Origin of the sequence: Desulforapulum autotrophicum HRM2 (genome assembly GCF_000020365.1) — a bacterium.
In the GTDB taxonomy this organism is placed as follows: Bacteria; Desulfobacterota; Desulfobacteria; order Desulfobacterales; family Desulfobacteraceae; genus Desulforapulum; species Desulforapulum autotrophicum.
In genome coordinates this window covers 3,858,498-3,882,341 of record NC_012108.1, presented here as the reverse complement: position 1 = coordinate 3,882,341, position 23,844 = coordinate 3,858,498, and the positions used below count along the sequence as shown (strand labels likewise).

The window sequence follows — 23,844 nt, the reverse complement described above, 5'->3', positions numbered from 1 at the left end:
TCATTAAGTAAAAGGCCATACTAAAAAGCAGCGCCCGGAATAGAAATGTTATATATGCGGTGTTTTTTTTGGGGGGGTTAAATTTTAAACTGGTTTGCCAGGTGATGCAATTCTTCTGCGAAACCGGATAATTCTGTCGCCCGTCTTTTGATCTGTTCACTTCTGTCGGCCATGTCCACAGAGGATTGATTTACATCGTTGATATCTTTCGTAATCTCTGCTGCAACAGTGGAACTTTGATTTATGTTTTCATTGACTTCCTGTATTCCGACGGTTACCTGGGACATATTCTGGGTAATTTCCGAGGTTGTTACGGACTGCTCCTCTACAGCAGTCGCTATTGCGGATACGATATCGTTAATTTGGGAAACAATTCCTGAAATGGCTGAAATTTGTTCCACCGTCCCCCGTGTTGAAGACTGGATTCCATCAATCTGACCCTTAATCTCGCTGGACGCCAAAGCGGTCTGGCTGGCAAGATTCTTTATCTCATTGGCCACCACGGCAAATCCTTTGCCTGCCTCCCCAGCCCTTGCCGCCTCAATGGTTGCATTGAGGGCCAGAAGATTCACCTGTTCGGATATATCGGTTATGGTCTCGACAACTTTTGAAATCTGGTTTGCAGCCTGGCCCAACTCGTCAACCTGATCAGTCGTTGTTTGAGTTTTCTCAACGGCATCATGTGTCATGCTGCGTGCATTTTCAGTATTTTGGGCAATCTCACGGATTGTAGAACTCATTTCTTCAACAGCGGTTCCAACCATGTTCGTATTCGTCGAAGACTGTTCCATAGCAGCAGATACGGCATTCATATTGGTTGACATCTCTTCTGATGCCGTAGCAACCGAATTTGATTTCTCAGAGGTCAGTTGGGAACTTTTCGACATGTCCTCTGAGATCAGGGACAACTCCTTTGTGGAGTCAGTGAGTTTATCAGCCCCCACCTGGATGCTTTTTACCATTTTTTGTAAAGCGGTCTGCATCTTGGTAATCGAACCTAACAAAGAATTCTCCTGAAAGTTGCCCTCTATCTTTTCGTTCAGCCGCCCCTCTGCGATGAGATTCGTTACTTCTGCCGCATAGTTGGGCTCGCCGCCGATTTTTACCAATATACTTTTGGCGATAAAAACGGCTAAGGTTACGACACAGACCAGGAGCAGGACAGATATGATGATAAATTTGCTCGCAGCGTTCCAATAGGCAGCGCTTAGATCATCCGTAAACTCACCGCAGCCAATCACCCAGTTCCACTTTGGAAGTTTGACAAAACAATTAATTTTTGAAACCTTCTTGTTAGTGCCTGGTTTTTTGATGTTCAGCTGCATATATCCAAACTCAGCGTTTTCTAATATTTTTAAGAATTTTTTCTGGGTCTCCTGGAACTGGCCGACTCTTTTTTTGCTGGGGTGTACCCGCATCAATGACTTATCGCCACTGGCCCACACATAGGATGCGCCTGAATGCATGTTAGAGAGGGTATTGATGACCTGTCGTTCAGCCTCCTCTTTGGTGATGATACCCTTTTCCGCCTGATCGACATAGAACTGTGATTGTTGACGAGCAAAGGACAGGATCAGCTTAAGCCCCTGTTTTTTACCCTCTATTTGGTTGCTTTTTAAGGTTTGCAATGAAAAAAACCCGACAAGGCCAAGGGTGAGACAGAAGGATAAAATAAGAAGGCTCAATTTTTTTGATAAAGACATTACGGATTCCCCAATCCACCACCTAAAAAAAAGAAAAACCCCGTTGCGCTTGATGGTTCAAGCAGATAGAGTCTTTGTGCGAACAAAAAACTATCATCAACGGGGTGAAACAAGTTATGACACAAGGCGTGCTTCCATTCAAGTATGAAGAAGAAAAAACTCAGACCGGCATGACCGCATTGGCTGGCCTGCCCGTCTATCTCGACTTGGCCAAAGTAATCGGGTTGTCCAAATCCATCCAAAAACATCTGAAGGTAAGAAAGAACTCGCAAGGCTGGACTGATTCCCAGATGGTTTTATCTTTGGTGCTGCTCAATCTTGCCGGAGGAGACTGTGTTGATGATTTAAAGATACTGGAGGCGGATGAAGGGTTCTGCCAAATATTGCGGAAATCAGAAACGCATGGTTTGAGTCGTAAGGTTCGCCGAACTATAGAGAGTAGGTGGCGGAAGGAAAAAAAACGTTCTGTGCCGTCCCCGTCAGCTGTCTTCAGGTATTTGTCCAAATTTCATGATGCTGAACAGGAGGATGCCCGAAAGAAGTCAGATGTTAAAGCATTTATCCCCGCCGCTAATGACTTCCTGAAGGGGTTTGGAAAGATTAATAAAGATATGATCGCTGGCTTGAATACAGTAAGCGTCGAGACAACGGCCACCTTGGACATGGATGCCACCCTGGCTCAAACCATGAAAGAGACAGCTTCTTATTGTTATAAAGGGTTCAAGGCTTACCAACCTTTCAACACATGGTGGTTTGAGCAAGGAATTATTCTTCACACAGAATTCCGGGACGGTAACGTGCCCGCTGGTTATGAACAGTTAAGGGTTTTTAAGGAAGCCTTGGACTGTCTTCCGAGCAATGTGGAAAAGGTGAAGCTCCGTTCAGATACTGCTGCTTACCAGCACGATCTTTTACGGTACTGTGAAAAAGGTGAAAATAAACGATTTGGTAGAATCGAATTTGCCATCGGCTGTAATGTGACTAAGGCATTCAAAATAGCGGTAGCTCAAGTGCCAGATGCCCAATGGCAGCCGATCTATAAAAGGGAGAAAGGTTTACAGTTAAAAACCGGTAGCGAGTGGGCCGAAGTGTGCTTTGTTCCCAACGAACTGTGCTATAGCAAAGATGCTCCGGTATACAGGTATCTTGCCAAACGGCAGCGCCTGGTTGAACAACAACCTTTGCCCGGTATGAATGATGATAAACAGCTTAAGCTTCCCTTCCCGACAATGGAAATGGATGAAAGCCGATACAAGGTATTTGGTGTCGTTACCAATATCAAATATACACAGATGAACGGGGAGAATGTGATCCACTGGCTTCATGAACGATGCGGTAAGAGTGAAGAGGTTCATGCGGTGATGAAAGACGATCTGGCCGGTGGAAAAATGCCATCATCTGACTTTGGTACAAATGCTGCGTGGTGGTGGATCATGATAATTGCCTTAAACCTGAATGTGATGATGAAAAATCTGGCGTTGGCTCCTTCGATGAAGACGAAACGGATGAAGGCCATCAGGTTTTCACTTGTCAATATCCCGGGGAGAGTAGTTAAACGATCCCGTACTCTGTTTTTGCGTTTATCTAAAGGGCACCCATCTTACGATCTCTTGGTTGAGGCGCGCAGAAAAATTGCAATGCTTTTCGGTTCATGGGCACCATCTGGATAACTATATGACAAAGGTACACACTAAAAATCTAATTTTTCCGGTCCGCCAAGGGATATCTATACCCAAAATTTGCCCAGATCAGAGGGACGGCCACAAAAAGACCAAGCCCCCACCGGAATAAGCTCCAGCCGCGAAAAAAAATTCCCCGAATCGTTTTTGGAGGGGTATAAAAAAAATAGGCGGTGGATTTAGGGATTCTCCTCAAATTTTAAATTTTTTTATAGTATGGTATAATATGGGTCTTATCAAGTATTTCTAACTTAAGCACAATTTAGTCGGTACTTAAATCTTTGCCATGTTTTGTCCCAACGCTCCGGTATCAAAATGATTTTTTGATTTTTGTCATTCATGGAATTTTTTTTAAAAAAACAGATTATCAAGCGTTTCAACTGAATAGCCCCCAATATATATAAGTCCTTTATTTCCAATAGGCGAGCACTATAACATGAAATCCGGGGTTCCTGTGATCGAAAAGCTACCCCCGACTATCCCTGTCGGTCCACACCTCCTCTTAAATCACTAAAAATGAATGATTCTTGCGTCAAGATTAATCCAATGTCCAGCAATATCAGGTTTTATATTGCCCTGGTATCATGTGGTTTTTCAACATCCCAATACCTATGCAAAGGGTCATTAATCTTTGGGCGTCGGTTTTTAATCTTTAAGCTTCTTTGAGTTTTATGTTTATTGCACACATGAGATAAATGTGCCTTTATCAAGGAAAGATCCGTTTTACATTAACACCCCTTTTGATACAAATGCTTGTGTCGCCTACCAAAAGGCACCCCGAGTCTCCGCATTTTTTGCCTCAGGGTGGCCGGATGGACATCCAGAAGAACAGCAGCTCCATGGGGGCCTTCCACGCGTCCCCGGCATTTTTGCAAAGCTTTCCTTATATGACTCGCTGCTGCTGCATTCAATGTAGATAAACCATCAGTAGCCTCTACATCAGTGTCCTTTGGAGCAATCATCCCTTTTTTCGGCCCGATTGCTGTTGCAAGATCGTCAAATGAAAGTGGCATACCGCGACAGGTGATCAAAGCCCGCTCCACTGCATTCTCAAGCTCACGGATGTTTCCGGGCCAGTCATATGCCATGAGTATCGGCAGAGAATTCAGGGCCAATGCCGGGATGCCCGGGAATGCAATCTCTTTTGCTTTTTTGTGCATAAAATAGTGCACCAGGGCCGGGATATCCGTTTTCCTGTCCCTTAACGGTGGAATTTCTATGGGAAACACCTTCAGCCTGAAATAGAGGTCTTCACGGAACTGTCTGTTTTTTATCATTGCATCAAGGTCACGATTGGTGGCAGCAAGTACTCTGCTGTCTATACTTACAGTTTCATCCCCGCCGACCCGTTCTATTTCCATATCTTCCAGGACCCTCAGAAGTCGCGTTTGCGCATCCAATGGCAGTTCACCGATTTCATCCAGAAATATGGTGCCCAGATGGGCCCGTTCAAATCTTCCCAACTTGCGGGACAATGCACCTGTGAAAGCTCCTTTCTCATGACCGAACAGTTCGCTGTCAATCAGGGATTCAGGGATAGCGCCACAGTTTACTTTTATAAAAGGACCGCTGCGGCGCCCAGAGGCCATATGGATTGCTTTTGCGATCACTTCTTTACCCACCCCTGTTTCACCAAGCAATAAAACCGGACTGTTTAAAGCGGCAACCTGGGCAACAGATTCCATAACACCTTTAAGGCCTCCATCAGACCCTACGATTTCCTGGATATTGACATGAAAAAGCTCTTTTTCCAGATATCGCTTATCATCTAACAACCGGTTCTTGAGTTCCTTAACCTTTCTGTACCGAAGGCAGTTTGTCAGGGCAATTCCAAACGGCTCATTTAACAGGGAAATCAGGCGGATGTGTTTTTTTTCATATCGGATTTGTTTTTTACTGATCATGGGCAGCGCCCCCATGCGCTTTCCCGTGAGTACCATTTCAATCATAATGGCTGATAAACCGTCCATCCAACCCGCCTGGCGGATGAACTTCAGCGTATAATCTTCTGGGTCACCGGGATGTGCCACAGTGATGCGCGGTGCTGAAAAATCGGTTTTCATACGGTTCTGATAAAACGTGTCCGCAGGGAATTTAACGGATCTGGTGTCTGCTCCGGCAAGATCTGCCCTGGCGATGGTTTCAAACATCTTCTGTTCGGGCAGATAAATCACAAACCCCATGGCGTCTGCGGGAATAAACGCTCTGATATAGTCCAGGCACTCCTTAAGGGCTTTGTCAATTTCCAGATCCCCGCAGATCAGACGGGTGACATTTTTAAAAAACACATTCTCATCAACCATAATTCTTCCCCTCCGCAGACAAAACTGTAATATAGGATGGTTTATAAAAAACTGTAATATAATTACAGTTATTCTGTCAAATAATGATAATAAATAAGCCACCCCCAGACATGACAGCACCTCAATCTTTTACCCGTTTGTAACTGTTTGATTTAAATGTAAAATAAAATCACCTTGTCCATGGTATAGTTTATGCTGTTCATGGAAACAGTATTTTAAAGAGAAACGCTCAAACCAGGCGATTTAGTTCAGGACCTTAAACCCATATTAGAAGGAGTCATCATGAAACGAGTACTGGGACTGATTGGTTCCCCGCGCAAATCCGGCAACTGTGAAATCATGACCAAGGAGATCAGCCGGAACATTGCTGAACCCCATGAGTTATTCCTGCTTCACCTCTCGGACTTCAACATTAAATCCTGCACCGGCTGTTACCAATGCCTGTTCAACGACTCTTGCCATTTAAAGGATGACCTTGAAATCATAATTGAACAGATGAAGCAGGCCGATGCCTTTATTATTGCTGCACCGGCCTATGTATTGGGAGCAAATGCCGCTCTGAAGCAGCTGCTGGATCGCTCCCTCGCCTTTCACCGTCATAGTGCTGAAATTCGGCGCAAACCAGCCATAGCTGTCGGGCTGGCCGGGCTGAAGGGAAAAGCGGGGAGAACCCTGCTCGATATCGAGGGATTCCTCATGGGTATGGGGCTGACCCAAAAAATGTCTGCCATGGTTTACGCTGCCCTGCCGGGAGAAGTTGTTTTAGATGATCACAACCGGCAGCTGGCCAAGGCGTTTGCACAATCTCTTTTTGCGGATGCCCCCCTCAAAAATACGATTGCCTGCCCCCTCTGCGGTAGCCGTACCTTTCGGTTCTCAGAGGGGAATGAAGTCCAGTGCATGCTGTGCAGCAATTATGGTTCCATAGATATGGATGCGGGTGTACCAAGGTTTACAATGGCATTGGAAGACGATATTGCCCTGAGTAATGAAGCGGTCATCAATCACGGGCAATGGTTGATGGATATGAAAAAAAGATTTAAAGGTGTAAAAGAAGAGTTGAAAAAAATTCGGGAAGATTATCGGGGGGAGGGCAAGCGGGTCCGCCCCCTTCCCCAATAGATATTTTGCCTGTTCCCCCATTTGCTCACCTTCCTTTTAAGATCACTATCCATCTTCACAATTTCTTCATGATTGGGATGCTATTTTAATCCCCAAATTTAGGGATATCTTTTTTTAAGAAACTTTACCATTGGCGGAGTTTCAATATTCGTTGTGGCCGGATGCCATTTCTTGCTCCGGCCGTGCCGGTTATAAAAAAGAATTTTAAATAGTAATCCAGGTAGATATCATGCGTACTTCCCCGGATGGACATATGGAAAAAATAAATATCAGCATTATTGTTCCATTTTATAACGAAGAAGAAGGAATTAAAGTGGTGTGTGAAGAGATCCTTTCCGTGGCTTCAAAACATTTTGACACCCCCTGGGAATTACTCCTGGTCAATGATGGCTCTTCGGACAGAACCCCCTCTATTATTGATTCTTTCGCTCAAAACAACGTTAACTGCCGGGCCATTCATTTGACTCCCAACAGTGGCCAGTCAGCAGCCCTGGAAGCCGGTTTTTCAAAAGCCCGGGGAGAGATCATCGCCACCCTGGACGGAGATGGTCAAAATGATCCGGCGGATCTTCCCGGACTAATTGATAAAATGACACAACTGAATGTAGATATGCTTTGTGGCATAAGGGCAGAAAGGGCAGACACCCTGATCCGGAAAATTTCAAGCCGGGTGGCCAACGCTTTGAGATCCCATCTCCTGAAAGACAACATTTCTGATGTGGGGTGTGCCCTGAGAGTGTTTCGAAGTGCCTGTCTTCCCCGAATTCGATTTTTCCGGAACGCCCACCGATTTTTTCCGGCATTAATGATCATGGCCGGATATCGTGTTGCGGAAACCCCTGTTTCCCACAGGCCAAGGCTCAAAGGCGTCAGCAAATACGGTCTTGGCATAAACACCCGCCTATGGGTGGGAATTGCCGATCTTGCAGGGGTGTGGTGGCTTCAGAAAAGAGCCTTAAGGTATAATTTAAAAGAAACAGAAAAGACAAGAGGCGCATTCCATGAATAGATGTCCTCCAGAATCAGATCTCTGTGCCCCCCAGCATGACCACGGAAGTCGTCGCCTGATACAACCGCTGTGTATTGGGTTGATTCTTTTATTGCTGCCCCTGCTTGTTCAATCCCTGGATGGCCACGCCTTTTTTTTGAAAATCAGCGACGTTATCGGGTCAATTCAGAACAGGGCATACGGAACACCCCTTGCCATGCTGGTTTACCTTCTGGTGGGAGGCCTGTTTATCAGCCTGGGGGTTCCCCGCTTATGGATCAGTGCCGGGGCAGGGGCTATCTTCAACCCCTGGCTTGGGACAGTAATAGCCATGGGGGCATCCCTTGTGGGTGCGGCAACGTTGTTCCAGGTGGGACGACGCTTTCTCTCCCCCGGACGCTGGGAGTTTCTGGAAAATCGATTGGGCAAATACCGATCTGCCTTTCAACAAAGGGCTTTTTTGTGGGTTCTGTATGCCCGGCTGTTTCCCTTGAGCAATTCCACCCTTGTAAGCCTTTTCAGCGGATACTGTAAAATTGGATTTGTGCCCTATCTTACAGGATCACTCATAGGCTTTACCCCCCTCACCATTATCATGTGTCTGTTTGGCAGTGGCTCAACCCATGACAATGGTAAACTTTTTTATTTTATACTGGGGTTTATCCTCATTGCCCTGCTGCATCTGCTGACCCTTATTTTAAAAAGATTCCTTCCCATGACAGCCCCCAAGATTCCACAGTGATGGCAAACGGGTCACCCCTTTCCCGAATAGGCCTTGTTATCCCCAACTAATCATCGGTTCCAGACAGGTCCTGGCTGAGATGGTGATGACGTCATTGCTTACCGGGCAAAACAGTCTGCAAAGATGACAGTTCTGACAGTCTTCAGGGTATGTGATCTTTGCTCGTTTAATGATTTTGTCCAATCTGATAACATCGGCAGGGCAGGTGGCAACGCATGTCCCGCAGCCGATACATTTGTCATTGTCAATATTTTCTATCGTCATTTGTCTACCCCTATCTATGAATGATACACGCCTCTGTTTGCAATGTTTTGGTGAGTGTTTCATATAAAAAAGTTATATAGTTGTGCAAGCCGGCGGAAAGTGCTGTGCATACTATGCCTAACCCCACAGGCTCTGGTTTTTCATGTTCCATCTGCCGTAAGCCCTTGGTCTAACTTTTTACCCCATGGGTTTTCAAGTATTCCGCCTCTCCGGGATAACGATCAATATATCTTTCTTCATAGGACATCTTTGACAAAGAGGCCGGTATCCACTTTTTTGGAATATCCCATTTTTTCACCCCCATTTTTTCACCGTCCTTTTGAAGAATAACAAAGGAAAGCCAGTTTTTATCATCCCTGAATGGGAAGTCTTCCCTGAAGTGGCTGTGTCTGCTCTCTTTTCTGAACATGGATGCCTTAAGCTTCATCTGGGCATTAAAAATCATGTTTTCTGTTTCCAGGGCAAGTCGCAGTTCATGGGGATCTTTAGCAATCAACCTGGGTACAAAATGTTCTTTGAGATAGTTGACGTTGGTGAGTGCCGCCTCAAGCCGGTCCTGCCTTTTCACATACAGTACATAGTAGGGCATCATAATGTTTCGAAGCGCCCGGGTGACCCATTTGGGTGAATACCCTTTTTCCCGGGTGCGTGCTTCAAAAATCCGTTTCTGGATGCTGTTTGTCGCTGTTCTGCTCAGATGAACCTTCTTGTTTTGCCGGGAATATTCTGCCGCATGGACTCCTGCCCTTGCCCCCTGGACCGCACATCCGGGGCTGGCGGACCCTAATGTTCCGACACCGCCGGTGCACATGGCATCCCCCGCGGCATAAAGACCGTCAATTCCTGACCAGCAGCGGTCATCCTTTGGGAATATGCCGTCCATCCTGTGTTCAGCAGCGCCAAGAGTGGCACCCAGTACCTGCATCCTTCCGCCAGGTCCACCAGGGCCACCAGGGCCACCAGGGCCGCCGCCATCAGGACCTGGACCTTTTCCCAGCCTGCCTGGGCCACCAGGGCCGTTACCAGGCCCCTGGCCGTCTCCATGCCCGCCAGGTCCTCGGCCAGGACGCCCCGGACTGTCGCCACGCTCTCTTTTGGGGGCAGAGCTGTCAATATCCAAACTGGCTGCAGAAACACCGTCATAGGCTGACCAGAACATATGTCTGAGACTATGGGCGGTTGGATCCGTTGCTCCGAAAAGGGGCCCGGTCAAAGGTCCACCATGGTTACCGAAACAGTCCCCGGGAGTTGTCGGATTGGTTCCGTGAAAATCATTCCACTCTTTTCCAGCGATTTGCGCGCCTATCTTGTAGGCCATGATGTGTCCGTCAAAAGTATTGGGGGATGCAGGCCATCCCGGTGCCTTGAATGTGCCTGCACCGGTACATAGCACCACAGCACCCGCCCTGAATATAATGGTTTTATCTTCTTCCCTGGGGAGTCCTACGGCGCCGATGACCCTGCCGTCCTTTTCAAGGAGTTCGGTAATCATGACGCCCTCAATGATCTGGGTGCCGCTTTTTTCTATCTGCTTTCTCAGGAAAGGGCCTTTGCCTGCCTTGTTCGGTTGCAGGCCGACCCATGAACTGATTTCATCCCACCGGGCCTTTGAATCTTCGAGGAACATATCAATATAATCTTTTCTTGATATCGATTCCGTTGCCCACATGAATCCATGGTGCCAGGCTTCCGGAGTCGTACTGTCTGGATCGTTGGGGTCATAATACGCAAAACCATTAAAATAGGGCGTCAGACCGGATCGGCCCACATATCCCTTGTCAACGAGGGTTACTTTGACGCCCTTTGCCGCTGCCTTGACCGCGGCAAAGGTTGCTGAAACACCGCCACCGACGATCAGGACATCCGTATCAACCTCATCCGTGTTTACAGCCGCCATGGAGGTTGCGCCTGCGTTGGAAGAGAGTAGCATCCCTCCAAAGGACATTGCAGCAACTCCCAGTCCGGCATATTTTATGAAATCTCTACGGTCACAATTCAATGGGTTGTTCATATTTCATTTCCTTGATTGAACTCATGTAAAAGCAATTTGTCAATTGGCTTTAATAATAAAATCCTGGTGAAAATGTTAACAGGAAATGATTGGGAAAATTAGAGAGAATTGTGAAATAAAATAGAGTTTTTAGTCTGACATAAATTTTTGAGTTTAATTTCCAAATGACTACTTGAATTTTTCCCTGCAGGTCGTGGGAGAAAGTAAGGTATAGGGAACGTTTTCTCTGCCCAGTCTATTCTGGAATCATTTTTCCATGGGGATCTTTTTTGGGGCTTCCAAGTTTTTTGTCAAGATAGTCAATGGTCTCCTTGCCATGGAGATGTTCTAGGTGGTGAGCTGTTGGATGTACTTCATTTTCAGGGGTGCCGATCTTTTCAAGATACGTTTCCCAAAGCCTGTGAGCCCGCAGCACTTTTTTTGCCTCAATCAAACCTTTTTCGGTAAGCGTATAATATGAATTTTTTTCTAATAATAAGTTGTCTTGTATCATTTGCCTTAACGCTCTATTGAGACCTTTCCCCGTTTCGACGTATTTTGCGATAATATTTTTTGGAGTAGATTTGTCATATCGAAGTATTGTTGTGAGTATATCTTCAATATTTTGCTGGGGGATGAGGTTTCGCAGTCGGATCCACCGTGATAAAAGACCATATTTAGGCGCCACAGTCAGTACAACAAGAAATTGGAGTGTACAGAAAAGCATGATCGCTCCGCCGCCGGAAGAATCAAGCCAGACGCAGAGATATAGGCCGCCGACCACGCTGGTAAAGCCGAACAGGGATGCAAGCATCATCATTTTATCCAGCCGGTCGCTGAGCAGATAGGCAGTTGCCGCCGGTGTGATTAAGAGGCCAACCACAAGGATGACCCCAACCATACTTACTGCACTCACAACAACCAGCGATACACATGTTGTTAAAAGATAATCCAGAAAGACAACCGGTAGCCCGATGGATGCCGCCATGATCGGATCAAAAGTAGCTAATTGGAAATGCCTGAAAAAAAGAATTAGAATGGTAAGAACAGTGGCAGCCACAAAGGCACTGACCCAGAGGTCCGTATCCGCAACTCCAAGAATGTCTCCCATGATAAAATGCATCAGATCTATATGTATATAATGTCTGAAAATGGATACAAAAACGACCCCCAGGGCAAAAATGCCTGTGTACATGATTCCAATGGCGGTATCTTCTTTTACTCGAGATATCCTTGAGACAAAACTGATGAGTGCAACCGTTGAAATCGCAGCAATCAATGATCCTAAAAGCATGCCGGGCGCATGGGCTTCCAGCCCGAAAAAGAATTTCATCACAAGATATCCACCGGCAACCCCTGCAATCATGGCATGGGACAGTGCATCTCCCAGGAAAGCCATCCGTCTGAGGACCACAAGGCAACCCACAACAGCGGCAACGATGGCGACAATTGATCCGCCAATCAGCGCTTTCTGGAAATAAGTTTCCGTCAGGGGGGAGATAAACAAATCAAACATCAGGTATTCTCCTTTTTTACGATATCCTTGAATATTCTCAGCCGGCCTTCGTAAACCTGACTGAGAAGGTCCTCCTGAAGAACAGCAGTGGGTTCCCCATAGGCATATAACCGTTGCTTGATAAGCAGAAGTTTGTCAAAGTATTCAGCAGCAGTTGACAGATCGTGGTGGACCACCACCAGCGTTTTTCCAGATTTTTTTGCCCGGTCAAGCACTTCCAGAATGGCCCGTTCCGTCGCCGCGTCCACACCGGCAAAGGGTTCATCCAATAATAAAATATTGCTGCCCTGGGCCAGGGCCCTTGCCATGAAAACCCTTTGCTGTTGCCCGCCTGAAAGTTCTCCGATCTGCCGATCTGAAAATTCTTCCATTCTGACCATTTTCAGGGCTTCCATTGCAGTTTCCCAGTCTTTTTTTCCAGGGGATGAATACCAGGGGATTTTTTGATAACGGCCCATGAGAGCGACCTCTTTTACAGTTATCGGAAAGTCCCAGTCAACGGCACCCCGCTGGGGAACATAAGCAACCAGCCCCTTTGCATTCTGGGCATTGCTTCCTGCGATGCGAACTGTTCCCAGATCTGGCTTTACAAATCCAAGAACCGCCTTGATAAACGTAGATTTTCCGGCACCGTTGGGACCAATGACACCGACCAGTTGATCGGCCTCAATGTTCACACTCACATCCAACAGGGCCGGTCGTGCATTGTAACTGACGGTCAGGTGTGCAACCTCAATGGCAAATTTGGATTTAGTGTTCATGATGGTCATCCTTATCCGCTGCAAGCGAAAAGTTTATGGTACCGGACACTCTTGCGCCAGGGTTTGCCCAAATCGTGTCATCAAAAAAAACGTGGCTGCCGTTCAAAAGTCTAATCCGCATCCCGTGGGCCAGCATGCTTTCAGAAATGGGAGGGCCGGCACTGACATAAAACTCATTAAAACCGATCTGCAGTTTTTGCAGCTCATGGATTTGTATCACTTGCCCGCGTCTCATGTCCGCAGCCGGGACATCAAGGGCCGTTCCATTTAACCTCAGTTCAAGCAGGCTGGTATTGTCCGTGTCAGTCTGCAGGGCAAAAGGGTCTTTTTCAACTGAAAATGTAGGGGTTATCTCCAGTACATGACTGCCCTGAACATGTTTTGTCTCCGCTGCAACAGGCGGACCCTGGGGAAGACCTGCATCACGCTGCCATGTGTAGACAAATAATCCCCCGATAATCACCAACCAGATTAGCAGACTTAAAAAAAATCGCATATTTATCCTATTTTAATGCGTTAACAATTAAGAGTGTGTTCTCCCTCATCATTCCGATATAGGTTTCTCCAGCTGATCCTTCCGGTCCCATGGAGTCAGAATAGAGCTCACCACCGATCGCGACTCCGGTTTCTTTGGCGATTTCCCTTATTTGTTTTGGATTGATCGTGGTTTCAACAAAGATGGCGGGTGCTCCGGATTCTTTAATTGACTGAATAACTTTACGTCTGCGTTCAGGGGTGATTCCTGCACCGACTTCTGCACCTGTGGACCATCCCACAGGCGCGATGGATAAAAAATCATTTTTTTCATTCAGCTTAAATTCTCTGCAAAAATAATTAAACGCATCATGGGTTGTTACAAGAATTCGTCTCTGGGGCGGGATCAAATTGATCTGCTCTCTTATCCAGGCATCAAGAATCCGCAATTGCTGTAAAAACAGCTTGCCGCGTGCTTGATAAAGTGCTGTGTTTTTTGAATCCAGAGTCGCCAACCCTTTTATGATATTGTTTACATAGACCGCTGCATTGCGGGGTGAAAACCAGGAGTGGGGATCTGGAATGGATTCACCGCCCTGATTAATTGTGAGTGGCTGGATGCCATCGGTTGCGGTTATTAAGGTTTTATTCGCATCTTTTGCAAGTGTCTTCATCCAGTTTTTGCCTTCCAGATGCAGGCCGTTTTCAATACAGAGGTCGCCTTCCAGAACAATTTGGACATCCCTGGGAGTGACATTGTAAGTGTGGGGGTCAGCACCGGGAGCAAGTATACTTTTTACAACAACCTGATCTCCTCCGATTTGCCTTGCAAAATCAGCAATTTGTGTTGTGGACGCCACTATAACCGATTTACTGATAACATCTGCCGGGGATGGCGGTGTCGGCAGTAAGGATATCAGTCCCAAGATTAAAAGACTTTTCACCAACGGAAAATTCATAGGGTTGCTCCTTGATTTTGTAGTTAATATTACGAATTAATATTCATTTTACTTGAAAAGATAAAAATAACAAGGCAACATTTGAAGCACGATATGAAGATCGACTTGTATTTATTGCACATATGAGAAACAATGTGTCTGTTTTTTTAAGGCCCATGATGGAATAAACTCTTCCAAAACGTGGTGTCGGCTTTTAAGTCGTATTCAAGGCGCGTGAATGGGAGTATATTGAAATATGTGCCCATTAAGGCAACGAAGCAAACGGCTTAAAAGGCACCTCATGGGAGATGTTTTATTTTGAACATGGGCTTTTTTTTTTATAAGAAAATGTAGCCTCAAATTGTCGACAGCAGAGCCCCTGGCGGGCGATGGGACCGGCCCATTGGGACCCAAAGGCGATGAGCCCTTTTGCCCTGCCGGGCGTTAAGAAGCGCAGGCTGTTTGAGGACAAACTTGCCCGCAGTTCCTGCGCTTTAGACCGGCAGGGTAAAAGGGTCGCCGACGGTCCCGGGCCGGTTCCATCGCCCGTCGGGGGCGGCATAATGCCATTTTCATTATTCGTTGTGTTGGCAGGCCGACATGGCCGTTTCTATGAAACACCCGCCAAAGGATTGTCAATGGCGGCGTTTCAAAATTCGTTGAGGCCGGAGCCATCCCTCGCTCCGGCCGTGCCGGTTTTATAAGAAACTCACTTCGACCGGCCGGCGGAAACGGGTGTTGCCCTTCACTCATTCTCGCAGGCCGTCCATGGCCTGCTCCGAGGGAAATGGCAACTCCTTGGACCTCGTGTCCACCGTTGCCATTTAACCTGTTCAGGGCAACACCCGTTCCCACCGGCCTAATAGTGTCGAGTTTCATGCTTCGTTGTGGCCGGATGCCATTTCTCGCTTCGGCCGTGCCGGTTATAAGAAAGACGTCAACTCCTTAGATGATAAAACATGACAATAAATCATATTGAGGATTTCTAATTCTTTTTCGTGTAGTTCATCTGAACCTGCAGCACAGCAGTCTTCTACCACGATTACATTAAAACTTTCATCTGCGAGACTCCGGACTGATGAGGAGATGCATTGATCAGTAAAGATACCGACGACGATAACATTTTTGATGTTCATGTTATGTAAAATTAAACGTAAATTTGTACCGGTCAGTGCACTGTCCGTTGTTTTGCAGACCACAATTTCATCTTCTTGGGGTAATAATTCGGGTACAATTTGTGATTCCTCAGAATCCTTTGGCAGCAATAAATAATTCCACCCGGGTTTTTTCTGACTAAGGGAACGGTCCTTCCCATTTTCCTTTAAACAGGCAATTCGAGCAAACAGCACATCCATTCCATTATCACGAAAATGTGTCATTAACTTTGCCGTGTTCGGGATCACCGTCGAATTCATACGTTTCAGGAAGGGGGCCCACCTTTTTTGTTCAGCAGGATCTTCAGGTGGCTGAAGATACGTATTCTGGATGTCAATCACTAAAAGCGCTGTTTCTTCTTTTTTGAAAACGAAATCATCCGGTTCCGGTGCATTCTCATAATAAAAGGATCTATAATTGGTTTTCCAGCCCATGACTTTTTCTCCCTTAGGGTTTACTCAAAAATAAATTACCAATTTTGGTGGTCAAGTCGCCTGCCCTGCAAGGCGTGAAAATGCAGGCATATCAGGAATACGTCGAATTTTCACAACGCGGCAGGGCTGGATGAATTGGCCTCCAAAATGTAAAGTTATTTTTGAGTGGGCCCAGGAATACGTCGAATTTTCACAACGCGGCAGGGCTGGATGAATTGGCCTCCAAAATGTAAAGTTATTTTTGAGTGGGCCCTTAATATCAAATGATTGTTCCAAATTAATCTTTTTTTAATTAATCAAACGCCGGCAGTCTGAATTGCATATCCGGGCCATTTAAAAAAATGCAGCAGCGGTACATCTTTCCGGCTGACGTAATGCGTCCCCCAATGCCGCCTTGTGGTGTGGGCTGCCGCTGAACAGGAAACTGCAGGACGGTATTAAAACCGGGTTGAATATAGGAAAAAAGGTTCTATCTGTCAATGTTCTCCTGTTCCGGAAACACATTTCGTGTTGGCAATAACCAGAATTATGCGTTACCCGCATCCCTGGAACTGCCGGGCAAGCGGCTGATCCGAAGCAAACTTAATATCTCCTCCCCGTTTGATACTTTGCTGATCCAGCTGAGGCGCATGCAGGCACTGTTTGGGTTTGACTGCCTGTCTGCATGCCGTGTGCCGGTACCCCGGGCGATCCGGGCCATTGTCAAACGGGCCATAGAGATAACCTTTAATCCTGATAAACCCTGGTTGCATATCCGGGTGCTCTACCAGGTGATCCACACCCGGGACAGGATGATGAATCAGGTTTCCGACGAGGTCCTGGTGCCGGACCTTGACTGCCTTGGGCGGTTCTTCAGGCAGATTAAGCCGGATCTTGACGATGGTGCTGTTTTCCTCCACACCATGCTCATCAATGCGCCCATCATCTTCCATGCCCATAATATTGACAGTGTGCTCAGTTTCCTAAAGAAAAAAAAGTACAGCAAACGCTATTTAAAGCAGATGGAGGATATGATCGTATGCCAGACCCGGATGTTGCTGGGCTTGCCCACGGACACCCTTGATTCCTGCTCATCTTTTCCACGGACAGATCATTAACAAGGAAAATAACAAATGAAACCCAGACGATTGATTGTGGTAACCGTTACGGCTCTTATGGTTTTGAGCCTGTTCACTGGGTCACACTGCCTTGCCCAGAACGCTGAAACAGTCCCGGACGTGCCTGGTAATGCAGATGCCCGGGGTGTTGTGTTAGAAACGGTCGGCATTACTAATATCACCGGGGAAAAAAAATACCCGGGAACAGTCAAGGCTTCCAGAACCGCAAAACTTGCCTTCAGGGTGGCAGGTCCCCTGAGCCGGGTGGACATTAAACTCGGTGATGCCGTTAAACGAGGCCAGGTCCTCATGCAGATTGATCCCCAGGATTATGAGGAAATTATCTTATTGTAGATCAAGGACATTCCATCCATCAGCCCGGTACAGATCTTATCTCGCCTACATTTTTCGCAACAGATACAGCCCTGGTAGTGGTAAGTTTCCCTGGAGATCCTCGACGATCTCCTTGATGACGGCTCTGGCTTTAGGGCTTGATACTCTTGAAGTCTCCATGGTTGTTTCCTCTTGAATGTTCCGTCCGGTACTCAGGTTTTCCCTGATTGACATCTGTCCATCAACTTAGTAAACCATTTTCTATCAGGTCAGACATTCAACCCGTTCACAAGACAGGGGATAAGATTTCATGGATTCCATACCGGTACAAATTATCAGCGACGCCCCCCAAAAAAGAGAGGCTGATTTCGGCTTTGCCGCCTACGTCGATACCATTGCAGACCTCATTGCCTTTGAGGAGAATCAGACCCCCCTGGTCATCGGTGTATATGGCAAATGGGGCAGCGGCAAGACCACCCTGATGAAAAGCATTGCCCACAAGCTGGATACGGATGAAAAATACCAGGGCGGCACCCCCTATCGGAACAGCAAAACCGTTTGGTTCCAGGCCTGGAAATACAAGGACGAGGATGAAATCCTGGCCGCCCTTATCGAGCAGATATTCAAGGCCATGGCAAAAGACGGCTTTTTCACAGGTTGCCGGGCTCAAATTGAAAAACTGACAGAGGGGATCAATACACCTAAACTTTTCACAAGCCTTATCAAAAAAATAACCACCCTTGATATCAGTGAATTTTTCCAGGATCCGGCCTATAAAAAATTTACAGGCTTTTACGATGTGTTTGAAGACTTTTTCACACGGTTGATCTGGACCTACCTGTCCTGGCGGCCCCAAAAAAATCAGTGTGAAACCCATGGGGAGAAAAAAGGGGTATTGGCCGTTTTTATCGACGACCTGGACCGCTGTCCCCGGGAAAAGATTGTCAGTGTCCTTGAGACCCTGAAATTGTTCATGGACCAGAAAGGGTGCGTTTTTATCATCGGTGCGGACAATGACATCATCATCAAGGCCCTTGAAAAAACCTACCATGGGGATGCCGAGCGCTTCATGGACAAGATCGTCCAGGTGACGTTCAACCTGCCCAAGATCCCGACGGAAGACTTTGCCCCCTTTTTAAAAAAGATCGGCAATGAGTTTGGAAAGGGAATTGAAACCTATCTTCCCCTGGTAATCCCGGCCATGGAGAACAACCCCCGGAATATCAAGCGCTTCATCAACGACCTCAACCTTTTGAAAGGCCTGGTCGCCAACAAGGGGATCGATATCCTCCCGGAAGACCTTCTGCTCTGGAACGTCATTGAAAAAGGGTTCAGACCCTTTTCCCTTGCCCTTAAAGAGCAGGGCGGATTTAACACCCTGTCTGCCATGCATGAAAAGATTGACACGGCCAGGGAGAAAAACATTGAACTGCCGGCAATGGCAGAAGATGACAGTCTTGCCATCCCCGATTCCCTGGTCTCTTATTTCAGGGAGATGACCCTGGTCCGCATCGTTGACAGTTTCAGGCCGGAGAAAAAAGGGTTGAAACAGCTGGTCACCCTGGCCCGGATTGTCGAAACCCCGAAAAAAGAGGAAAACCGAAAAGGACAACGGCCTGGGGAGGACAAGAGGGTTCTGATTCCTGCCGGCACCTTTATCTACCAGGAAAATCAGACTCAACGCCTGAATTATGACTATGAAATGGATCTTTACCCGGTGACAAATCATCGGTTTGATCGCTTTGTTAAGGCCGGGGGGTACGGGAAGAAGGATTTTTGGGATGATAAGGGCTGGCAGTGGCGGGAAACGAAACATATCGACCAGCCACAATACTGGGAGGATAAAGCGTATAATGATCCTGAACAGCCCGTGGTCGGGGTCTCCTGGTACGAGGCAGATGCCTATGCCCGGTGGATGACAAAATTCAGGGACGACGGGTACACCTGTAAGCTTCCAGATGAAGTTGAGTGGGAGCGGGCGGCCAGGGGGGATGGGGGCAATGTCTACCCTTGGGGCAATACCTTTGATCCAGACAAGTGCAACAGCGCCGAATCAAACATCGGGAAACCCAGCAGGGTGAGTGTCTATCCCAACGGGGTCAGCCCCTATGGCTGTTATGACATGGCTGGGAACGTCTGGGAGTGGACATCTTCTTTTTATGATAACAAAGAGAACCGCTTTTTCTTGCGCGGCGGGTCCTTCGACGGTGGCAGTGATTACTGTCGGTGTGCCGCCCGTAGCAACTACTACGACCCGGGCAACAGGAGCTTCTTTATCGGGTTTCGTTGCGTCAGGATTAAACGTTGAATTTTTACCCTTTTACCCTTTGGGAAGACATAGATGCAACGCTTTGTAGAGATGGGTGGATGACATAAAGGAGCGGAAAATGGAGAAAGGCTGTGTGCGGCAATTCAAGGTGTTTATCGCCTCCCCGTCGGACCTGGGCCAGGAACGGGAAGCGGTCCGGGCGGCTTGTGATGCCCTGAATAAACGTGTGCTGGTAAAAGAAAAGCAGGTGATGCTGGCGGCCGTGGGCTGGGAGGATGCAGTGCCCTCGGCAGGTCGGCCCCAGGAGACCATCAACCGCCTCCAGAAAGAATGCGACCTGTTTGTCTGCCTGCTCCACAAAAAATACGGGACCCCCACTGGCGCCTCGGGTTCCGGGACTGAAGAGGAGTTTTTGAACGCCTATGGGACCTGGAAGTCTTTGAAGTGCCCGAAGATTCTTTTCTATTTCAAGGAGGTGCGGATTTCCTCTGCAAAAGAGTTACAAGACCCCGGCCTTATCAAGGTGATGGACTTGAAAGAGAAAATCAAGGCAGACGAACTGTTGCTTTATGGAGAGTTTGACTCCTTGGACCGCTTTAAGACCCTCATTCGTGAAGATTTGGAGAAAGTGATTGCCGATCTTACCCGGCCCGAAGCACCTAACGTGGGCGCAACCCCAGGGCCGGAACGGGAAAGCGTTGCAGCAGTGGTTCCTGAAATCTATCGGTGCTGGCTGAACGAAAAGACCCAATGCATGGACATTGATTGCCTGAGCAAGGGAACAGAAGTGATTCGGGTGAATCTGCCCGAGATATTCCAGCCCCTTTTTTCACAGGACCCGGATGAAAAAGCCCCACCAGGGAATAGCAAAAATAAGGGGACAGCGCGTTCTGACCCATCCCAAAACAGTCCCGTGGAGATAGAGGTCCTGGCGGCTCGGGGAGAAACCCTTCTGGTGTCGGGCCAGGCAGGCTCGGGTAAGACCACCCTGGCCCGGCACATGGCAAGGTCCATTGTGAACGATGAGAGCCCTTACTTTCCCAAGGGACTTTTGCCGGTTCTCCTCTATTTCAAGGATTTCAAGGCGTTTGATGGCGCCAGGGGCCTGCCCAATGGGGACAGGGCCCGGCAGTTGCTGGACTGGTACTGCCGCAGCATTTTTTCTTCGTTTCTGACCTTTGAAACCATTGAGGCCTTTTGCCAAAAGGGCCGGGCCGTCTTTATCTTGGATGGCCTGGATGAGGCGGAAAAAGGGCTCCGGGAATTTATCGTTTCCTGTTTTGCCGATTTCAGGTTGGCATATAAAGGGGTCCGGATGGTTTTGCTGGGACGTCCCCATGGCGTGGGAGGGGTGGTGGCCGAACGCTTTGGGCAACGGAGGGCCTGGGTGGAAGACCTGACCCAGGTCCAGGTAGAGGCCTTTATTTCAAACTGGTTCGCCCATATCTACGATGACAGCCGTTATATCGGGCTGGAAACGGCTGACCGGATGAAAGGAGAGATCCGGGCCAGGGAGGGGATCGATGCCCTCAAGACCAACCCCCTGATGCTCACGGCCATGTGTATCCTCTACAATGACCTCAAGGTGCTGCCGGACCAGCGGGCAGACCTCTACGATCGATTTGTGGACCGGCTCTTTTCCAAATTCGGGGAGGAAAAGGTCCGGGTTAACCGTTTCATGATGGATCTGGCCCATTCCATGTTTAAGGAAGAGGACCGCTCCATTGACCATCATGAGGCCCTGGCCCTCATGAAAAACCATTTTTCCCTTGGAAAACTGGATGCCTCCTATGGTGCCCTGTTTGACAGGATCGAACCGGCCACGGGCCTGCTCCACCGGGAGAATGGCCGGTATAAATTTATCCACCTGACCTTCCAGGAATTTTTGACGGCCACCTATCTCCTGGACCATGTTGAGGATTCCTATTTCGACGCCATAGAACCCCATGTGGAAGATGAACGCTTTAATGAGGTCATTCCCCTTTTTATCGGGTTTTTGAGCATGAAAAGTTCCGGGGCGGCCAATAAGATTATTGAAAAGATCTTTAAACAGGCGCCACAGCCTGGGGGGGCCGGAAACCATCTTGTGGCAGCCCAGTCCCTCATGGATATCCACAGGGACAACCGCAAACCTGCAACCTGCAGCCTTGCCATTGACCGGATGCAGACCCTTGTCCGCTCAGGGGAAGCGCCCGGGGTGCGTTTCAGGGCCGGAAAATTCATGGGGCACCTGGGTTATGATGAGGGCTATCAGGCGTTTGTTCCCATTGATGGAGGGGTCTATTCTCTTGAGGGCCTGGGAAAAACCGAGATGCCAGCGTTTGAAATATCAAAATTTCCGGTGACCAATGCCTGGTTTAACCAGTTCATGGCTGGTGGCGGCTACGAAAATCGCAAGTTTTGGAGCAAGCAGGGGAGTATCTGGCTGGAAACTGCCAAGGTCAAAGAACCGAGATTATGGCGGGAAAGAAAATACAATTGCCCCAATGGGCCGGTGGTAGGGGTGAACTGGTATGAGGCCTCTGCCTTTTGTGCCTGGTTAGACGTTAAGGAGCCAGGCTTTTCACACTCTCTTCCAACAGAAGCCCAGTGGCAGGCGGCGGCCGCTGGTAAGGAAAAACGGGAATATCCCTGGGGCAAGGAGATCGAGCCCCAAATCTGTAACTATAATGAAACTGGCCTGGGAGGGCCCTCGCCTGTGGGTGTTTTTCTGGACGGCAAGACGCCGGAAGGGGTGCATGACCTGGGGGGCAACGTTTGGGAATGGACAAGGACCGGGTATCACCAGAAGGAAATTTTTGCGGATTTCCCCTATGATCCGGAAATTGAGAAATTGTTTGAAAATAGTGATATTGAGAAATATTTTAAATTGCTGAAGGATGAAAAAAAAGACTCCCTGTCTTGCGCGGCGGGTCCTTCGTCGATTTCGGTGGTGGTTGTCGGTGCGCCGCCCGCAGCTACGGCAGCCTCGGCCCGGGCACCAGGTTCAGCGATATCGGGTTTCGTTGCGCCAGGATTAAACTTTGAATTTTTACCCTTATACCCTTTGATGCGAAAAAGGAACTGTGATGAGAGGTCCCATAAAGGATGTCCATGGGCTGACAATTCTCTAGGACCTGCTGCTTTGGATCATACCCCTGTTGGGGAAATATCACCGCTCCCAGAAGTTTTTGCTGGCGGACCGGATCGAGTCTGAATTGCTGGATATTTTGGACCTTTTAACACGTTGAAAAGCAGGTACACTGCCATGGTCTGGACGATCTGAACCGGTGCAGGCGGCCGTTGGTTTGTCCTTGACTTCATTTTGACTATTGTGTAATTTTAGTCGATCGAATTAATTTAGTCGATTGTATAAATCGCCGTTTGCTTATAAAGGAGATCAAATGGCAACCTATTCTGCCGGGGAAAAGACCCGGGAACTGCTGGTCTCTGCCGCAGGAGAACTTGCCGCAATGCACGGATTTTCCAATGTGTCAACCCGGGCCATTGCGCAACGTTCCGGCCAGAACATCGGCTGCATCCATTACCATTTTAAATCTAAACTCGGGCTTTTTGAGGCGGTCTTCCGGGCTGCGACCAGGGAGATGAGGGAGTCTCCCTGCTCAAAAACCCTTGCCCCGTTTGAGAAGGATCTGGACCAGCCAGAGGTTCAATCCCGGGCGATCCGGGCCATTGTCAAACGGGCCATAGAGATAACCTTTAATCCAGATAAGCCCTGGTGGCATATCCGGGTGCTTTACCAGGTGATCCACAACCGGGACAGGATGATGAATCAGGTCTCCGACGAGGTCTTAGTGCCGGACCTTACCTGCCTTGGGCGGTTTTTTAAGCAGATTAAGCCGGAGCTTGACGATGATGCTGTTTTTCTCCACACCATGCTCATCAATGCGCCCATCATCTTCCATGCCCATAATATTGACAGTGTGCTCAGTTTTCTTAAGAAAAAAAAGTACAGCAAACGCTATTTAAAACAGATGGAGGACATGATCGTAGGCCAGACCCAAATGTTGCTGGGCTTGCCCATGGTCACCCTTGAGTCCTGCTCCCCTTGCCCACGGGCAGATCATTAAACAAGG

The 23,844-nt window shown here is 47.9% G+C and carries 18 protein-coding genes; 9 read left to right on the top strand and 9 right to left on the bottom strand.

All coding sequences use genetic code 11. The features are described 5' to 3' along the window. Window positions 1-77: 77 nt before the first annotated feature. Window positions 78-1,703, bottom strand: coding sequence for a methyl-accepting chemotaxis protein (locus HRM2_RS16910; RefSeq protein ID WP_015905259.1), 1,626 nt, complete (start codon window positions 1,701-1,703; stop codon window positions 78-80). A gap of 116 nt (window positions 1,704-1,819) precedes the next feature. On the opposite strand from HRM2_RS16910, the gene HRM2_RS16905 reads away from it, so the two are divergent. Beyond that, window positions 1,820-3,373, top strand: a complete 1,554-nt coding sequence (locus HRM2_RS16905) for an IS1380-like element ISDau2 family transposase (protein ID WP_015904912.1) — start codon at window positions 1,820-1,822, stop codon at window positions 3,371-3,373. A gap of 737 nt (window positions 3,374-4,110) precedes the next feature. Here the strand turns inward: HRM2_RS16905 and HRM2_RS16900 are convergent. Next, the gene (locus HRM2_RS16900) at window positions 4,111-5,685 is read right to left on the bottom strand and encodes a sigma-54 interaction domain-containing protein (protein ID WP_015905258.1); all 1,575 of its coding nucleotides are present in this window, start codon (window positions 5,683-5,685) and stop codon (window positions 4,111-4,113) included. Between the two features lie 282 nt (window positions 5,686-5,967). Here HRM2_RS16900 and HRM2_RS25460 point away from each other — a divergent pair, with 282 nt between their 5' ends. The 3 genes from HRM2_RS25460 (at window position 5,968) to HRM2_RS16885 (ending at window position 8,537) form a co-directional block, all read left to right on the top strand. Further along, window positions 5,968-6,807: a flavodoxin family protein gene (locus HRM2_RS25460; RefSeq protein WP_015905257.1), complete on the top strand. Its 840-nt coding sequence runs from the start codon at window positions 5,968-5,970 to the stop codon at window positions 6,805-6,807. Window positions 6,808-7,060: 253 nt separating this feature from the next. Beyond that, on the top strand, window positions 7,061-7,816 hold the full coding sequence (locus HRM2_RS16890) for a glycosyltransferase family 2 protein (protein ID WP_041273335.1): 756 nt from the start codon (window positions 7,061-7,063) through the stop codon (window positions 7,814-7,816). Beyond that, entirely contained in the window at window positions 7,809-8,537 is a 729-nt protein-coding gene (locus HRM2_RS16885) for a TVP38/TMEM64 family protein (protein ID WP_015905255.1), read from the top strand. Before HRM2_RS16890 ends, HRM2_RS16885 begins: the two co-directional genes overlap by 8 nt. A gap of 36 nt (window positions 8,538-8,573) precedes the next feature. Here the strand turns inward: HRM2_RS16885 and HRM2_RS16880 are convergent, their stop codons facing one another. From HRM2_RS16880 to HRM2_RS16845, 7 genes are all read right to left on the bottom strand, one after another. Next, window positions 8,574-8,801, bottom strand: coding sequence for a 4Fe-4S dicluster domain-containing protein (locus HRM2_RS16880; RefSeq protein ID WP_041273334.1), 228 nt, complete (start codon window positions 8,799-8,801; stop codon window positions 8,574-8,576). A 169-nt stretch (window positions 8,802-8,970) separates the two neighbouring features. Beyond that, entirely contained in the window at window positions 8,971-10,812 is a 1,842-nt protein-coding gene (locus HRM2_RS16875) for an FAD-dependent oxidoreductase (RefSeq protein ID WP_015905253.1), read from the bottom strand. Between the two features lie 235 nt (window positions 10,813-11,047). Further along, entirely contained in the window at window positions 11,048-12,307 is a 1,260-nt protein-coding gene (locus HRM2_RS16870; protein ID WP_015905252.1) for a metal ABC transporter permease, read from the bottom strand. Next, entirely contained in the window at window positions 12,307-13,068 is a 762-nt protein-coding gene (locus tag HRM2_RS16865) for a metal ABC transporter ATP-binding protein (RefSeq protein ID WP_015905251.1), read from the bottom strand. The genes HRM2_RS16870 and HRM2_RS16865 overlap by 1 nt, the downstream gene beginning before the upstream one ends. Beyond that, window positions 13,058-13,564, bottom strand: a complete 507-nt coding sequence (locus tag HRM2_RS16860) for a hypothetical protein (RefSeq protein WP_015905250.1) — start codon at window positions 13,562-13,564, stop codon at window positions 13,058-13,060. Before HRM2_RS16860 ends, HRM2_RS16865 begins: the two co-directional genes overlap by 11 nt. A gap of 7 nt (window positions 13,565-13,571) precedes the next feature. Next, on the bottom strand, window positions 13,572-14,501 hold the full coding sequence (locus HRM2_RS16855; protein WP_015905249.1) for a metal ABC transporter solute-binding protein, Zn/Mn family: 930 nt from the start codon (window positions 14,499-14,501) through the stop codon (window positions 13,572-13,574). Window positions 14,502-15,403: 902 nt separating this feature from the next. Further along, window positions 15,404-16,069, bottom strand: coding sequence for a cysteine hydrolase family protein (locus HRM2_RS16845; RefSeq protein WP_015905248.1), 666 nt, complete (start codon window positions 16,067-16,069; stop codon window positions 15,404-15,406). 479 nt (window positions 16,070-16,548) lie between these two features. On the opposite strand from HRM2_RS16845, the gene HRM2_RS16840 reads away from it, so the two are divergent. The 5 genes from HRM2_RS16840 to HRM2_RS16820 all read left to right on the top strand — a co-directional run bounded on the left by HRM2_RS16840 (window position 16,549) and on the right by HRM2_RS16820 (window position 23,838). Beyond that, on the top strand, window positions 16,549-17,166 hold the full coding sequence (locus HRM2_RS16840; protein ID WP_015905247.1) for a hypothetical protein: 618 nt from the start codon (window positions 16,549-16,551) through the stop codon (window positions 17,164-17,166). A 15-nt stretch (window positions 17,167-17,181) separates the two neighbouring features. Then, entirely contained in the window at window positions 17,182-17,520 is a 339-nt protein-coding gene (locus tag HRM2_RS16835; RefSeq protein WP_015905246.1) for a biotin/lipoyl-binding protein, read from the top strand. 289 nt (window positions 17,521-17,809) lie between these two features. Beyond that, entirely contained in the window at window positions 17,810-19,807 is a 1,998-nt protein-coding gene (locus HRM2_RS25455) for an SUMF1/EgtB/PvdO family nonheme iron enzyme (protein ID WP_015905245.1), read from the top strand. 79 nt (window positions 19,808-19,886) lie between these two features. After that, on the top strand, window positions 19,887-22,964 hold the full coding sequence (locus HRM2_RS16825) for an SUMF1/EgtB/PvdO family nonheme iron enzyme (RefSeq protein ID WP_015905244.1): 3,078 nt from the start codon (window positions 19,887-19,889) through the stop codon (window positions 22,962-22,964). Window positions 22,965-23,151: 187 nt separating this feature from the next. After that, window positions 23,152-23,838 (top strand): TetR/AcrR family transcriptional regulator, encoded by a 687-nt coding sequence (locus HRM2_RS16820; protein WP_015905243.1) that lies wholly within the window; start codon window positions 23,152-23,154, stop codon window positions 23,836-23,838. The last annotated feature ends 6 nt before the right edge of the window (window positions 23,839-23,844 follow it).